Here is a 15,118-nt window from a genome sequence, read left to right on the forward strand (position 1 = left end):
GTTTCCGGCCATGGGCATGTACATGGTTCGTCTGCAACGTATTCGGCCCGGTGATCGTGTTGCTTGCATGGCCGAAAGGCGAGCCAGCAAGCGGCCTCAAGTTCTGGAGCTGGATTGTCGGCGCGCCGAACGGACTGTTCCTGGTGCTGCTCGTTTTCGGCCGCGCTGGCTACGAAGTGCTGTGGTATCGCGCGTACTGGCGCAACCATCATCGTGCTCACTGGCTCGCGGAGAAAATCAGATTCGCACAGCGCCCGCTGCACGTACTCGGCGCAGGCTATTGCTTGCCGCTGGCGGGCAAATCCTTGTCCGAAGTTTTGGAAGCAAAAAAGCCGATCCTGAAGAAGCAGGCCCCTCGGCACGGCTCAGGCAAGGTTTTATGCAATCGCTTTGCGGACGACGATCCGTTGCTGGCTGCCGTGTTCGCGACGAATGAAGAGGACGACCAGACAGATGATTCACCTGTACCGGCAAAGATCGCACCCGCCGTTCAAATGATTCGTTTGGCGCTTGAACCGTTGATCGAGAGTATCCAGGCGCTGACCCGATACGAAGCGACCTATTGGCCCCAAGTACGCGTACTGGTCGAACCGAAAGTGGCGGACCAGCGTCTCGGCCAGGTTCGCGATGCGATGCGTCTGGCAGGGCTTCCCGCGCTGGCGGTTCAGCCGGCGTCAGCTAGCGACGGACTGCTGGCGGCCGATGCGTGGCTTGATGCACACGAGCGCCGTCCGCTTCTCGTCATTGCGGCAGCGTGGTACGACGATGACATTGACGAAGGCTTCGCCGAGGGATGTGCCGCCGTATTGCTTGATGCAGGTTATTTCAAGCTTCCGTCGGAAGTCAGCCGGAAAGCGAAGCTGTGCCGGCCCATCGCCGGCGATGCCGTCGAACCCGAATACGGTTTCGCCGATGCCGCAATCTGCGGCAAGACTGATGCGGCGGTGGTGAAGAGGGCGTGGATCACCCGTCCGATTGAAAAGTGCGACGAGGCTTTGCATGCCGCCGGATTCCTGGCTGCCGCGAAAGATGCCGCGCAGTGCCGGCTGGATCGAATTGTCGGCGACGCCTGCGCGGGCAATGGCTTGTTGGCGATTGCCGCTGCCATCGAAGCTCGTGCCGATGACGGACCGCAACTTGTCGTCGATGGTCTGCAGTCGGCCATTCTCCATGTCATATCCGAAGATCAAACGGTTTCCGCGCATGTCGATATCCAAAAATAGCCTGCAGCACATGGAGCGCCACGTTGCCGCCGACAACGCGGCGCCAAGCCGCGTGGCGATCTGGGGCTTGCCTCTCGCCGCGTTGGTGCTTGCCGTCGTAGCGCTCTGGCTGGTCTGGTTTTATGGCGATCATCTCGGCATTGCAGATGGTCCGCATCGTATGCAGATAATGATCGGCATTCCGGTGTTACTCGTCGCTGTCGTGATCGCTCATCTGTATTCGATCTCGACGGGCGCCTATGCGAACGCTGCCCGATTGTTTCGTCTTGAAACGGGTGGAACGAGGACAACATCCACGACGCCCAAGCCGCCCAAGCGCGACGCGCGGCTGCAGCGTCTTTACGAGGAACTACGCGTCGCGCACGGCTGGTTCTGGCGCCGCCGCCTGCGCTGGCTACTGGTGAACGGCACGGATGAGCGCGTCGATCAGGTCGCGCCCGGCCTCAAGCAGGCGGGCGTCATGCACGTGGACGAAACGGTGCTGGTACATGCGTCGCCGGACGGGATCGAGTCAGCGAAGTGGCTCGGTCAGATTCGGCAGTTGCGCCGCCGCTGCCCGATCGACGGCTTGGTACAGGTGGCCCGCGCAAACGATTCCGATCCCGATCTACCTCGCTCGCTCTCGGCGATTGCCGTCGATTTGGGCTGGGCCGCTCCGATCACGTTTCTACATCCGGTCGAGGCTAAAAGCGGCAATCGACCCGAACGGTTCGATCCGGTTGGGACATTCGTGCCGAGCAGTTCGCGCAAGGAGATGAAAGCCGCCGGAACCTACCTGCTGGACAGACTGCGTGACCTCGAATACACGACTGCGGACGCTGGCGTACGCATGGGCGGCCAGCCTCACTGGTACACGTGGCTACTGGAGATCTCTAAATACCTTGGCGACCAACGCGAGCGAATGATCGAAGGCTGGCAAGCACTCGCCGCATCGAAGTGGCTGCGAGCGCCGCCGACGGGGATCATGTTCGTGCCGGTCTTTCCGGGGGCATCCGCCACTCCGGTGCCGATCGCTGAAGTCGATGAGGCACAAGATCCGTCCGCCCCGGCGATACCGGTGGAAGTGGTCACACGCGAACAGCCGGTTGCACTGCTGCCGGTCTGGCGGGAAATTGCCGCCGGTGTGCCCCGTTATCGGGGCCGCCGCACGAAGCTTTACTGGCCGAACGTGTTGGCGGCGTGCGCACTGTTCGGGGCGATCGCATGGACGGTGATGCTGGTGATGTCCGGCATCGGCAATCGGGTACTGATTCGCGATGCGCAAACGGCGGCCGACGTGGCGCTGTCCGCTCCGCCCGGCACGCCGCAGGCGTTGCGCGCGCAACTCGCGCTGCAGAAGCAGATCAGCCGGCTCGAATACCGCCAGCAGCATGGGGTGCCGTGGTACCTGCGCGCGGGCCTGTCGCGCAACGATGAACTGCTCGACGCGCTGTGGTCGCCGTATCGGACGATCTCCGCACGCAACTTGCGGCAACCGGTCGCGCAGGCGCTGGAAGGCCAGCTTGCCCAGCTCTCGCAGGTTCGCGACGACGAACAGCAGAGCCGCGCCGCGCAGACACGTGCCTATCACCGCCTCAAGGCCTATCTGATGCTGGCCGATCCGTCGCGCACCGACGCGCCTTTCCTCAAGACCCAACTGCTCGACGTATGGCCCGCGCCCGCCGGCATGCGCGCGGGAGAGTGGCTCGATACGTCGCAGCAGTTGGCAGGTTTTTGGGCCACACACCTCAAGGCAAACCCGGCTTGGCGGATCAACGCTTCGATGCAGCTTGTCACGCAGATGCGCTCGACGCTCGTCAACCAGATCGGGCTGGCGGGCAGCGACGACGTGCTATATCGGCACATCCTCGATGCGGCGCGCGGCAAGTACGCGGATGCGTCGCTGGCGACGCTGCTCGCCGGTGCGGATGCACATGGTCTTTTTACGACCGCGCAGACGGTGCCGGGCATCTATACCCGTGCTGCGTGGGACGGCATGATCGCAGCGGCGATCGACAAGGCGTCGAGCGAACGTCGCGTGAGCGGTGATTGGGTGCTGACCGGTGCGCAGTCGGCGCAGACTATCGGCAACGCGCTTTCGGTGGGCACCATCAAGACGGCAGCGGCAATCGATGAGAAGCGCGTGGCCGAGGAGTTGAAGCAACGCCTGACTGCGCGCTACTTCGCCGAATACGCGGCTGCGTGGCAGCACATGCTCAACAGCATCCAGTGGCAACCGGCGGCGAATCTGAATGGCGCAATCGAGCAGTTGTCCCGACTCGCGGATGCGCAGACCTCGCCGCTGATCGCGCTGATGAAGGCGGTGCAAGATCAAGCGCAGGCGGGCCGCCCGTCGCAGGCGCTGACCGACACGTTGGTGCGCAAGGCGCAAAGCCTGATCGGCAGTGACGAGCAGTCGGACACGCCGGCCGTCAATCCTCTCGACAAGCCATTCAGCCCGCTGCTTGCGCTGATGGGGGACGTCGGCACCGCACCAGCCGGCGGCAACGGCAAGGGCAACACGCCCGCCAATATCGCGCTGAACGGCGTGAGTCTGTCGCGCTATCTGACGGCCGTGACGACGATGCGCCTGAAGCTGCAGCAGATCGCGGGCAGCGCCGACGCGCAAACGATGGCCCGCTCGCTCGCGCAGGCGGTATTCCAGGGCAAGCTGTCAGACCTCTCGCAGGCCCGCGACGATGCGGCGCTCACGGCTGCAAGCCTCGGCGCTGCATGGTCGGGCTTCGGCAGTGCTGCATTCGCTCAGCCGCTCGAGGGAGCGTGGCAGACCATCCTGCAGCCGGCCGCAGCGAGCCTGAACGAAGCGTGGCGCGCAAGCGTCGTCGCGCCGTTCAACGCGGCCATGAATGGCCGGTATCCGTTCTTCGATACAAACGCCGATGCGTCGTTTGCCGAACTCGGGCGCTACGTGCGGCCCGACACCGGCCTGATCGCGCGCTTCGTCTCGACGCAACTGGCTGGCGTGCTGACGATGGAGGGTGATCACTGGGTGCCGAACGAATTGGCGCCGCAGGCGCTGCGGTTCGATCCGACGTTCCTCTCAGGCCTGCGCCGGTTGTCGACCGTGGGTGCCCAGTTGTATCTGCAGGGCGATGCGGGCGAGCGCTTCGGGATGATGGCGCTACCGACGCCAAACGTGACGCGCTCGGAACTGTCGGTGGACGGCAAGCAGATCGTCTACTTCAACCAGCAGGAAAGCTGGACGCCGCTCACATGGCCCGGCAATGGCCTGAACGGGCACGCGGGACTGACGTGGCAGACGGTCGACGCGGGATTGCGGCAGGCATTCGATTCGACGGGCGACTGGGCATTCCTGCGCTTGTTGGGCGAGGCCGACGTGAAGCCGCTCGACAGCACACGCTATCAGCTCACGTGGAACGCGCCAAACGACGAACCGCTGCGTTATGTGCTGCGAACGCAGGTCGGTGCCGGACCGTTGGATCTGCTGAAGCTGCGGGGCTTCCGGATGCCGGAGCGAGTCTTCGTCGTCGGCAAGGCCGGCAGCCAGCCGGCATTCCTGTCCCCACCACCTTTGCCGCCGAAGATGCAACCATGAATGCCCCGTGGAAACGGTCTCCCCATGAGAACGAGAATCCGTTCCTCAAGTATTTCGATGCGGAAATGCGTTACCTGCGTGCGGTGGCTGATGAATTTGCCCAAGCCCATCCCGAAGTCGCGCGCCGCCTCGGCATGCGCTACGGTGAAGTGGATGAGCGTGTTCGCGCGACCTTCGAAGGGTTCGCGCTGCTCGCGGGACGCCTGCGCATGAAGCTCGACGACGGCATGCCCGAAATCACCGAGCCGCTGATCGACAACCTGTACGAACATGCGGCACGACCGATTCCATCACTGTCGATCATCGAATGCACACCCGTCGGCAGTGCGGCCTCAACAGGCGCACAGGTCCCCGCTGGGGCCGTGGTGCGCTCGGCACCCGTTGGCCCTGATCAGGTGCGGTGCCTCTACCGGACGACGCAAGCGGTTCAATTGCTTCCGCTCGCAGTGGAGGATGCGGTTGCTGCGGTACGTGCCGACGGCCGCACGGTCATCCGTCTTGAATTCAGGCTCGGGCTGGCCGAGCAGCGGGAGCACGTGGACCTGTCGCGAATCCGACTGTACCTGCACGGCGACCGGCCAGTCGCCGCCGCACTGTACGCGGCGTTGATGCATCAAGTCGCATCGATCGGCCTGCGCCTGCCGTCGGTGTGCAATGGCGAACTGCAGGCGCTCGATGAAGTGCGCTTCGAAGCGGCAGGCTTCGGACCGTCGGCGCGGCTGTGGCCGGTCGCCGATCCCGAGCGTGACCGGGGTCTGGACCGTGAGCAGACGCTGCTGGAGTATTTTGTGTTTCCACAGAAATTCCACTTCGTCGACCTGTGCGGCTTCGATGCGGCCACGCTGCCTGCGGGTGAATCGAGAATGACCTTCGAGATCAAACTGGACGGACGGGTGCCCGGGGATCATCCGGTCAGCCGCGAGAGCTTCCGCCTGTTCTGCACCCCCGTAATCAATCTGTTCGAGGTGGACGCGTTGCCGCTGCAGCCTGCGGACTGGCACGACCGGGAGCACCGCCTCCGCGTGCCGCCCGACGTAGCCGGTCATGTCGAGCCGTATGACGTGCTTGCGGTGACCGCCTCCGATCCGGAAGACAGCGCGCGCCATGCGTACCGCGCGTTCACGACTTTCCGGCATCGCGGCTGGATGTTGCGCTACGAGAAGCCCGAACGGTATTTCCATGCCGCGACCCGCTTCGGCGCAACGGGGCGGGAACTCTGGGTAACGCTCTCGGGCCAGCTGTGGAATCGGCGCAGCCGGGATGACGATGCTGTGGAGGAAGGGCGGGCCGAGCCGGATCGGTATCTGACGGTGCATGCGCTCGCGAATAACGGACGCCTGCCGCGCATGGCACTGACCGAGGCGACGATTACCGAGGCGGTATCGGGTTTTACCGGCATCGCATCGGTGCGCAACCTGACGGCGCCGACCTTGCCGCTCTATCCGCCGCGTCACCATCCCGAGTACGACGTGCGTGTACTCGGGCACTTCACGGCAGGCGGGGCAAACGAGTTGATCACGATCCGAGAGGGCGGTGCGCCGGCGCTGCGCGCGGTGCTGATGCTCTACGACTGGTCGGACGACGACGGAATCATGCGGCGCATCGACGCGATCGAGGATGTGCGGCTTGCCGAACATCAGGAGCTGGAACGGGCACATATGCATCGCGAAATCCGCATGCATGTCAGGCTCGATGCGAAGGCATTCGACGGGCCGGGCGACGCAGCGCTTTTCGGCGAGGTTTTGAGCCGGTTCGTGGGCCACTACGCGAGCTTCCACTATTCGATGCGGCTGGTGCTGGCCATGGACGATAGCGAAATTCTCCATCCACGCATGAAACACGAGGGGGCACCTTTCTGATGGCAGCATGGATCATGCGATGCACGGTGGGGGCTGGCGTCGCACTGGCCGTTTCTGCGTGCGGGACGTGGCAGTCGGTGAAAGACACGATGCACATTTCCCCAATGCTCACTGCTTCTTCAGGTTGCGGTACGACACGAGATCGTTGATCGGCCCGACCTCGAGCCCGCTGACGCCGGGCCGGGTCGCGACCTGGGCGACCTTCTCGAACAGGATCACGAACGGCGCGCGCGAGAGCAGGTCCTTCTGCATCGCCTGGTAGCGCTGCGCGCGTTTCGCGGCGGACGGCTCGGCCAGCGCGGCGTCGGTGTCCTTCGTCAGCTGCGGGATGTCCCAGCCGTTGCGCCAGGCCAGCATTTTATAGCTCGACCTGTCGGAATTGTCGGGATTCCACGCGAAACCCTGCGCGTTGCTGTGCGGATCGATGTAGTCGGCCGACCATTCGCCGATGTAGATGTCGTGCTGGCGCGCCCGGTATTTCGCGAGCGTCTGCTTGTTGTCGCCCGGAATCAATTGCACCTTGACGCCCGCCTGCGCGAAATTCGCCTGGATGGCCTGCGCGATCTCGGTGTACGGATAGTCGTTGCGCACGTCCATCGTGATCGAGAAGCCGTTCGGCACGCCGGCCTTCGCGAGCAGCGCCTTCGCCTTCACGACGTCGAGCCGGTACGGGTTCGCGTCGAGCGTGCCGATGAAGCCGTCCGGCATGAAGGTCTGGTGCACCTTGTAGGTCGTCTTCACGACATGGCCCTGGATGCCCGCGTAGTCGACGAGCCATTTCAGCGCTTCCTGCACGTCGGGCTTCGCGAGCGTGGGGTTCTTCGTGTTCAGGCCGAGATACAGCAGCGTCGCCTGCGGCGACGGCGCGACCTTCGCGTTGCCGGATTTCGCGACCGCCGCGAGGTCGTCGGGGCTCAGGTCGCGCGCCGCGTCGACGTCGCCGTTTTCGAGCAGCAGGCGCTGGCTGGCCGCTTCGGGCACGTGGCGCAGCACGATGCGCTTCATCGCGAGCGGCAGCCGGTAGCCGTCGAAGCGTTGCAGCACGATGCTGTCGCCGGCCGCCCACTTGACGAGCTTGTAGGCGCCGGAGCCGGCTTCGTTGGTCTTCAGCCAGCCGTTGCCGAAGTCGTTGCCCTGCTGGTGCGACAGCAGCAGCTTGCGGTCGACCACTGATGCGGGCCACGCGCCGAGCACGTTCAGCACGAAGGTCGGCGCGTATTTGCGGTCGGTCGTGACCGACACGGTCAGGTCGTCGAGCTTCTTCACGTTCGCGACCACGTTCGCCTTCGTGAGGCCGATGCCGGCGAGCACCGCAGCCGCGCCCTTGTCGAGCAGGACCGTGCGCTGGATCGACCACGCGACGTCGTCGGCCGTCAGCGGGTTGCCCGAATGGAACTTGAGACCGGGGCGCAGCCGGAACGTGAAGGTCAGCCCGTCCGGGCTCACGGTCCACGATTGCGCGACGTCGCCGTTGAATTTCGACGGATCGCGCAGGTCGACGCGCACCAGGCGGTCGTAGGTGTTCGCGACGTATTCCTCCGGCACCAGCTCGTAGATCTCGCCCGGATCGAGCGTCGTGAATTCGTCCAGCAGCGTGGCCATCACGAACAGGTCCTTCGGCGTTTCCGCGCGTGCGGCGGACAGCGGTGCGGCGGCGAGGACGGCCGCGGCGGCCAGGGTTGCGGCGAGCCGGGATGTCAGAGGTTTCATGCGGGCTCCATCGGTCGGTGAACGGGAAGGGGGACGGGCATCACATCAGGCGCGACGGGCCGCTGTCGGCGTTGTCGAGCTGCGGCAGCGCGCGCGAGCCGGGCAATTCGTAGTGGTTTCGACAGGGCGGTGAGCGTGCATAGGCGGCTCAGGATTCGAATTGATCGAACGTGCGCTGCAGTTCGCGGTTGCGCGCGACGCGCCGGTCGATCGCGGGGCCGAGGCGGTCGACGACAGCCGTGATCAGCAGGTTGAACAGGCAGGCGAGCGGCGCGAGCGAATCCCGGAACTGCCCGACGTCGGTCCTGACCTGCAGCAGGTCGGCGGACGGCCAGTCGCGCGCCCACGGGCAATAGAGGTCGGTGACGAGCGCGAACGGCTGCCCGCGCTCGGCGGCAGCCTCGCAGTAGCGGCGCGCGCCGCGCGAATACGCGCGCGTGTCGGTGACGACGCAGTATGGCCGCTCGAATTCCGAGTTCAGCGAGTCGACGTAGGAGCCCGACTGGCCGTCCGAATAGAACACGCGCGGGCGCAGGTATTCGAGGTAGCTGCAGAACGCGTTGCTGATGCCGCGCGTCGACTGGATGCCGAGGATGAACACGGCGTCGGCTTCCGCGATCCGGTCGGCGACGCGCGCGAAGGCCGGGCTTTCGGCGAGCCGGTACACGTGGCGGATCGCGTCGAGCTCGCGCTCGCGCGATGCGGCGAGCGGGTTCAGGCGATCGCCGTCCGCGCCGCCCGGCGGCGTGCCGGCGATGCGGCGGTAGGCGTCGAGCCGGTCGGTGATCATCCACGGGCGGTCGGCGCCGCCGCGCAATTCGCGCTTCAGGTCGTCGAGATTGCGGTAGCCGACGCTGCGCAGGAAGCGCCCGACCGAAATCCCGCTGGTGCCGGCCTGCTGCGCGATCTGGTCAGCGGTCTCGAGGCCGAGCCGGTCGAGATTCGCGAGCATGTAGCTCGCGATGCGCTTGGCAGTCAGCGTCAGTTCGGCATAGCGGGCTTCGACGGTACGGGCAAACGCGCAGGTCATCGGCTGTTGGATCGTTGTCGTCGTGGCGTGATCTGTCATTCATCTGACAAAGACAAAATAATTCGCGCCAGCTTAAAAAAGCTATGGCGTGATGGGTGTTGATAGCGGGCTGTTCGGGCCTGCCATTCATCGCGATCGCCTGCCAATCCGTCAGTTTTCGTGATTCTCATTCGCCGCACCCAATATCATTTATTACAAATTTAAAGGAGATCAGTTTAAATCATGAGGCAATCTTAATTATTCATTTAATTTTTTCCTCGATTTGCTTTTAACTTGTGTTGCGGGTCATTCAAATCATTCGTTAATCTGAAAACGAATGATCGCCCCGCGCTGGGAACTCGATTAATTGCAGAACTGAAGAGGAAATCATGACGAATCTGTCCCGACGCAAGATGCTCGCGAATACGGCCGGCGCGGTAGCGGCGGCCGGCCTTGCCGTGACCGCGAAGGCCGCCTCGTTCGGCAACCCGGACAGCCCGCCGGAAGGCGCGGTCAATGCGCGCAATCGCCAGAGCCTGACCGACCCGGGGCCGAAGAATCCGGCATTGGCCAATCAGTTTCCGTCGTTTCAGGATCCGCCCGCGACCGATATCAACGGCATGCCGTTATTCTGGGCGTCGTTCAATAACGCGCATAAGCGCATTCAGAACGGCGGCTGGGCGCGCGAAGTCACGCAAGACGATTTCGCGATTTCGGAAACCATTTCGGGCGTCAACATGCGGCTGACGCGCGGCGGCATTCGCGAGATGCACTGGCATCAGCAGGCCGAATGGGCGTTCATGCTCGACGGCCGCTGCCGGATCACCGTGCTCGACGAGCAGGGGCGGCCGTCGGTGCAGGACGTGAAGACGGGCGACCTGTGGTATTTCCCGCCCGGCCTGCCGCATTCGCTGCAGGGCGTCGGCCGCGACGGCGCGGAATTCCTGCTCGCGTTCGATAACGGCCGCGCGTCCGAATTCAATACGCTGCTGCTGACCGACTGGATCGCGCATACGCCGCCCGACGTGCTCGCGCGCAACTTCGGCGTGCCGGCCGACGCGTTCCGGAACATCCCGCTCGACAACCTGTGGATCTTCCAGGGCGACGATCCGGGGCCGCTCGCGCAGGCGCAGCGCGCGGCCGCGTCGTCGCGCGGCGCGCCGCCGCATCCGTTCATCTTCTCGCTCGGCGACCTGAAGCCCGTCGTGAAGACGCGCGGCGGCGAAGTGCGGATCGCGGACAGCAGCAACTTCAACGTATCGAAGACCGTCTCGGCGGCACTCGTCACCGTGCATCCGGGCGGGATGCGCGAATTGCACTGGCACCCGAACGCGGACGAATGGCAGTACTACATCCAGGGCGACGCGCGCATGACCGTGTTCGATACGGGCCCGAAGGCGCAGACCGCCGATTTCCGCGCGGGCGACGTCGGCTACGTGAAGAAGAGCCTCGGGCATTACGTGCAGAACACCGGCAACACCGATCTCGTGTTCCTGGAGATCTTCAAGTCCGAGCGCTATGCGGAAGTGTCGCTGTCCGACTGGCTCGCGCATACGCCGCCGCAGCTCGTCGAGGCGCACCTGAATCTCGCGCCCGACGTGATCGCGCAGATTCCGCGCAACCGCCCGGACGTCGTGCCCGTGTGAGCCGGCGCGACCGGCAAGCGGCGCGCCGGTCGCCTCCGTCGTCCGCCGCCTCCTTCTTTCGAACGGAACCCGACCATGCTTCCCATTTCGAGCAAACCCGCCGGCAGCCTCACGCTGCCGGGCCTCTCCACCGAACGGACCGAGCACGCGGCGCGCGCCGCCCTGGAAGGGCGCCGCACCGGCGCCGCCGCGCTGCTGCCGTTCGTCGGTCCCGCCGTGATCGCGTCGATCGGCTACATGGACCCCGGCAACTTCGCGACCAACATCCAGGCGGGCGCCGCGTACGGCTACCGGCTGCTGTGGGTCGTGCTCGCCGCCAACGCGATCGCGATGCTGTTCCAGGCAATGTCGGCGAAGCTCGGCATCGTGACCGGGCGCAACCTCGCCGAGCTGTGCCGCGAACACTTTCCGGCGCCGGTCGTATGGGGGATGTGGATCGCGTCGGAGATCGCCGCGATGGCGACCGATCTTGCCGAATTCCTCGGCGGCGCGCTCGCGTTCGGGCTGCTGTGCCATCTGTCGCTGCTCGCGGGGATGGTCGCGACCGGGTTCGCGACCTGCGCGATCCTCGCGCTGGAGAAGCGCGGGTTCCGGCCGCTGGAAGCCGCGATCGCGACGCTCGTCGGCGTGATCGGCGCCTGCTACCTGGGCGAGCTGCTGATCGCGCCGCAGGACTGGCAGGCGGCGGCCTTCCATCTCGTCGTGCCGCAGCTTCCGGATCACACGGCGCTGACGATCGCGGTCGGCATCATCGGCGCGACGATCATGCCGCACACGCTGTACCTGCATTCCGGGCTGACGCAGGGCCGCACCGCGCCGCGCGACGACGCCGAGCGCCGCCGGCTGGTGCGCTTCTCGAATCGCGAGGTGGTCGTCGCACTCGGCCTGGCCGGCGTCGTGAACCTCGCGATGGTGATGATGGCGTCGTCGGCGTTCCACCGGAGCGCGCCTGGCATGACCGACATCGGCGACGCGTATCACACGCTGATTCCGGTGCTCGGGCCGGCGGCGGGCGCGCTGTTCCTCGTCGCGCTGATGACGTCGGGCGTGTCGAGCTCGGTCGTCGGGACGATGGCGGGGCAGGTCGTGATGCAGGGCTTCATCCGGCGCCGGATGCCGGTGTGGGTGCGGCGCGCGGCGACGGTCGCGCCGGCGTTCGCCGTGGTCGCGCTGGGGTGCGACGTCACGCACGCGATGGTGCTGAGCCAGGTCGTGCTGAGCTTCGTGCTGCCGATGCCGATGATCGCGCTGCTGATGCTGTCCGCGCGCGGCGACGTGATGGGCGCGCACGCGATGCGTGCGCCGCTGCGGGTGACGGCGAGCGCGGCGACGGTCGTGATCGTCGCGCTGAATGCGTACCTGGTGTGGGCGGCGCTCGACTGAACGCGCCGCGCGCCGGCGACGCCGGCGCGCGGGCGAGGGGCCTTACTTCTTCAGCGTCCGGTACGACACGAGATCGTTGATCGGCCCGATTTCCGGGCCGGTGACGCCCGGCCGCGTCGCGACCTGCACGACCTTCTCGAACATGATGATGAACGGCGAGCGCGCGAGCACCGCCTTCTGCAGCGCCTCGTAGTGCTGCGCGCGTTTCGCGGGCGACGGCTCGGCCAGCGCGGCTTCGGTGTCCTTCGTCAGCTGCGGGATGTCCCAGCTGTTGCGCCACGCGAGCATCTTGGTCGTCGACTGGTCCGAATTGTCCGGATTCCACGCGAAGCCGCGCGCGTTGCTGTTCGGGTCCATGTAGTCCGGCGACCATTCGCCGATGAAGATGTCGTGCTGGCGCGCGCGATACTTGCCGATCGCCTGCTTCGCGTCGCCCGGGATCAGCTTCACCTGGATGCCGGCCTGCGCGAAGTTCGCCTGCAGCGCCTGGGCGATCTCCAGGAACGGGTAGTCGTTCGGCATGTCCATCGACACCGTGAAGCCGTTCGGCAGCCCGGCCTTCGCGAGCAGCGCCTTCGCCTTCACGACGTCCTGCCTGTACGGGCGCGCGTTCGACGCGCCGAGAAAGCCCTCCGGCAGGAACGTCTGGTGAACCTTGTAGCTGGTGCTGACGATGTTGCGCTGGATGCCGTCGTAGTCGACGAGCCACTTCATCGCTTCCTGCACCTCGGGCTTCGCGAGGTTCGGGTTCTTCGTGTTCAGGCTCAGGTACAGCAGCGCGGACACCGGCCACGCGGCGACCTTGATCTTGCCGGCCTTCGACAGCGCGGCGAGGCTGTCGGGGCTCAGGTTGCGCGCCGCGTCGGCGTCGCCGTTCTCGAGCAGCAGGCGCTGCGCGGACGCCTCGGGCACGTGGCGCAGCACGACGCGCTGCATCGGATACGGCGTGCGGTACGCGTCGAAGCGCTGCAGCACGATGCTCTCGTTCGGCGTCCACTTGACGAGCTTGTACGGGCCGGAGCCGGCGTCGTTGGTGCGCAGCCAGCCGCTGCCGAAATCGTTGCCCTGCTGGCGCGACAGCAGCAGTTTGCGGTCGAACACCGATGCCGGGCAGGCGCTCAGCACGTTGAGCACGAAGCTCGGCGCGTACTTGCGGTCGGTTTCGAGCACGACGGTCTGCGGATCGAGCGCGCGGACCTTCTGCGCGACGTTCGCCTTCGTGAGACCGAGGTCGCGGAGCACGCCGGCCGGGCCCTTGTCGAGCAGCACGGTGCGCTGCAGCGACCACGCGACGTCGTCGGCGGTCAGCGGGTTGCCGGAATGGAACGTGAGGCCGGGGCGCAGCTTGAACGTGTAGGTGACGCCGTCCGCGCCGACGCTCCACGATTGCGCGATCTGCCCGTCGAAGCGCGTCGGGTCCTTCAGGTCGACGCGCACGAGCCGTTCGTAGGTGTTCGCGGCATACTCGGACGGCACGAGCTCGTAGATCACGCTCGGGTCGAGCGACGTGAACTCGGCGAGCTGCGTCGCGACGACGAAGATGCCGGGCGGCGTCGCCGCGTGGGCCGGCGCCATCGGCGCGAGCGCAGTGAATGCGGTGAGCGTGGCGCTGGCGAACAGCCTGGACAGCAGATGCTTCATGCGGGCTCCGTCGGAAAGAGATCGTCGTGCGATTCTCTCATCGACGGACGCCCGGGTAAAAATATTCGGCGCGCGCGCGGATCGGGCAATCGCGCGCGGGCGCGCCGGATCAGATCGCGCAGCGCGCGATCGCGAAGCGCATCGCTTCCTCGGGCGGCTCGCTCGCGGTGCCGCGCACGACCTTGATGACCGAGCCGGCGCCGGACGGCGTGAGCGTGACGAAGTACGAGCGCGAACCGACCGTGATGTCGGTCACGCCGTTGTGGTGCGAGCGCTGCACGTCCGACAGCCGGCTGTCGAGGCAGTTGGCGATCGCATCGGCGGGGCGCTGCGACGATACGTAGATCATCGCCCCTGCGCCGGAATCGGCCGAGCCGGACGAGTCGGACGTCGGTGCGGAACCGCAGGCGGCGAGCACGGCGGCGGCGGGGAGGAGCAGCAGGAGTCGTTTCATGGTCGGTCGTCGTGTCACTCGTGTCGAGGCTGGAACGCGGGGCAGGCGAAACGCGAAGCTTCGCAACGAAACCGCCGGGCATCGCGCGGCGCGGCGCGGCGGATGCGGGAAGCGGTTGACGGCGAAGTATACCCGCAGGGTGTGACGCGCATTGCGCGCTGAAACGATTCGATACAACAAGCGCCCGCGGCCGCAACGCGGCAGCGGGCGTCCGAAGTTCACCGAGGCGGAGCGCTTATTGGCCGATCTTGTTGCTGACCGCATTTTCCTGCTGGTTCAGCACGCGCTGTTCCGGCTTGGTGAGGTGACCGCCGTTCTGGGCTGCCATGTCCCGCTCTTCCTGGCGGATCTTGTGGTCGTCGCGGTGCAGGCGCGTGGCTTGCGCGTGCGACATCTCGCCTTCCTTGACTTCGTGGTGGATGCGGCGGTTCTGGTTCGCGAGGCGCTGGTTCACCTCTTCGCGGCGCGGGTGAGCTTTCTGCCACGGCGTGTCCGCGAACGCGCTGCCGGTCAGGACCGACATCAGGGTGGCGGCGATCGCGAGGTGGCGGGTGAGGGCTCGCATGGTGTTTTCTCCTGTCGTTGCGCGGAGGAATTTCCGGCGCCTGACCCAAGAACGGGTCGTGCACCCCGCGTG

At 65.8% G+C, this 15,118-nt stretch carries 10 protein-coding genes; 5 read left to right on the top strand and 5 right to left on the bottom strand.

Features of this window, described 5'->3' with window-relative positions; all coding sequences use genetic code 11:
• Positions 1 to 50 precede the first annotated feature (50 nt).
• From ACFIMZ_RS25240 to tssF, 3 genes are read left to right on the top strand one after another with little or no spacing between them, the layout of a single operon-like run.
• Complete coding sequence (locus ACFIMZ_RS25240) at positions 51 to 1,223, top strand: hypothetical protein (protein ID WP_431825011.1); 1,173 nt, start codon at positions 51 to 53, stop codon at positions 1,221 to 1,223.
• Positions 1,171 to 4,779 carry an ImcF-related family protein gene (locus ACFIMZ_RS25245; protein ID WP_431825012.1) on the top strand — a complete coding sequence of 1,203 codons (3,609 nt, stop codon included), beginning with the start codon at positions 1,171 to 1,173 and terminating at the stop codon, positions 4,777 to 4,779. Before ACFIMZ_RS25240 ends, ACFIMZ_RS25245 begins: the two co-directional genes overlap by 53 nt.
• Positions 4,776 to 6,638 (top strand): type VI secretion system baseplate subunit TssF, encoded by a 1,863-nt coding sequence (tssF, locus tag ACFIMZ_RS25250; protein WP_431825013.1) that lies wholly within the window; start codon positions 4,776 to 4,778, stop codon positions 6,636 to 6,638. Before ACFIMZ_RS25245 ends, tssF begins: the two co-directional genes overlap by 4 nt.
• Positions 6,639 to 6,746: 108 nt before the next feature.
• Here the strand turns inward: tssF and ACFIMZ_RS25255 are convergent, their stop codons facing one another.
• Entirely contained in the window at positions 6,747 to 8,348 is a 1,602-nt protein-coding gene (locus ACFIMZ_RS25255) for an ABC transporter substrate-binding protein (protein WP_431825014.1), read from the bottom strand.
• 148 nt (positions 8,349 to 8,496) lie between these two features.
• Positions 8,497 to 9,378, bottom strand: coding sequence for a sap1 transcriptional regulator SapR (gene sapR / locus ACFIMZ_RS25260; RefSeq protein ID WP_431825015.1), 882 nt, complete (start codon positions 9,376 to 9,378; stop codon positions 8,497 to 8,499).
• Positions 9,379 to 9,746: 368 nt separating this feature from the next.
• Between sapR and ACFIMZ_RS25265 the strand changes: the two genes are divergently transcribed.
• Positions 9,747 to 11,003: an oxalate decarboxylase family bicupin gene (locus ACFIMZ_RS25265; protein ID WP_431825016.1), complete on the top strand. Its 1,257-nt coding sequence runs from the start codon at positions 9,747 to 9,749 to the stop codon at positions 11,001 to 11,003.
• Positions 11,004 to 11,078: 75 nt separating this feature from the next.
• On the top strand, positions 11,079 to 12,386 hold the full coding sequence (locus ACFIMZ_RS25270; RefSeq protein WP_431825017.1) for an Nramp family divalent metal transporter: 1,308 nt from the start codon (positions 11,079 to 11,081) through the stop codon (positions 12,384 to 12,386).
• A 42-nt stretch (positions 12,387 to 12,428) separates the two neighbouring features.
• On the opposite strand, the gene ACFIMZ_RS25275 is transcribed toward ACFIMZ_RS25270, so the two are convergent.
• From ACFIMZ_RS25275 to ACFIMZ_RS25285, 3 genes are all read right to left on the bottom strand, one after another.
• Complete coding sequence (locus tag ACFIMZ_RS25275) at positions 12,429 to 14,027, bottom strand: ABC transporter substrate-binding protein (RefSeq protein WP_431825018.1); 1,599 nt, start codon at positions 14,025 to 14,027, stop codon at positions 12,429 to 12,431.
• A 109-nt stretch (positions 14,028 to 14,136) separates the two neighbouring features.
• On the bottom strand, positions 14,137 to 14,481 hold the full coding sequence (locus ACFIMZ_RS25280) for a sugar ABC transporter ATPase (protein WP_431825019.1): 345 nt from the start codon (positions 14,479 to 14,481) through the stop codon (positions 14,137 to 14,139).
• 235 nt (positions 14,482 to 14,716) lie between these two features.
• On the bottom strand, positions 14,717 to 15,046 hold the full coding sequence (locus ACFIMZ_RS25285; RefSeq protein WP_174959749.1) for a hypothetical protein: 330 nt from the start codon (positions 15,044 to 15,046) through the stop codon (positions 14,717 to 14,719).
• Positions 15,047 to 15,118 lie beyond the last annotated feature (72 nt).

The organism is Burkholderia sp. F1, assembly GCF_050813845.1.
GTDB classification, from domain to species: domain Bacteria; phylum Pseudomonadota; class Gammaproteobacteria; order Burkholderiales; family Burkholderiaceae; genus Burkholderia; species Burkholderia ubonensis.

What these genes read in the sequence shown, in the direction of transcription:
- ACFIMZ_RS25270 (WP_431825017.1), top strand. Translation starts at nt 11,079, where the DNA reads ATGCTTCCCATTTCGAGCAAACCCGCCGGCAGCCTCACGCTGCCGGGC.
- ACFIMZ_RS25285 (WP_174959749.1), bottom strand. Translation starts at nt 15,046, where the DNA reads ATGCGAGCCCTCACCCGCCACCTCGCGATCGCCGCCACCCTGATGTCG.
- ACFIMZ_RS25265 (WP_431825016.1), top strand. Translation starts at nt 9,747, where the DNA reads ATGACGAATCTGTCCCGACGCAAGATGCTCGCGAATACGGCCGGCGCG.
- ACFIMZ_RS25255 (WP_431825014.1), bottom strand. Translation starts at nt 8,348, where the DNA reads ATGAAACCTCTGACATCCCGGCTCGCCGCAACCCTGGCCGCCGCGGCC.
- tssF (WP_431825013.1), top strand. Translation starts at nt 4,776, where the DNA reads ATGAATGCCCCGTGGAAACGGTCTCCCCATGAGAACGAGAATCCGTTC.
- ACFIMZ_RS25275 (WP_431825018.1), bottom strand. Translation starts at nt 14,027, where the DNA reads ATGAAGCATCTGCTGTCCAGGCTGTTCGCCAGCGCCACGCTCACCGCA.
- ACFIMZ_RS25245 (WP_431825012.1), top strand. Translation starts at nt 1,171, where the DNA reads ATGTCATATCCGAAGATCAAACGGTTTCCGCGCATGTCGATATCCAAA.
- sapR (WP_431825015.1), bottom strand. Translation starts at nt 9,378, where the DNA reads ATGACCTGCGCGTTTGCCCGTACCGTCGAAGCCCGCTATGCCGAACTG.
- ACFIMZ_RS25280 (WP_431825019.1), bottom strand. Translation starts at nt 14,481, where the DNA reads ATGAAACGACTCCTGCTGCTCCTCCCCGCCGCCGCCGTGCTCGCCGCC.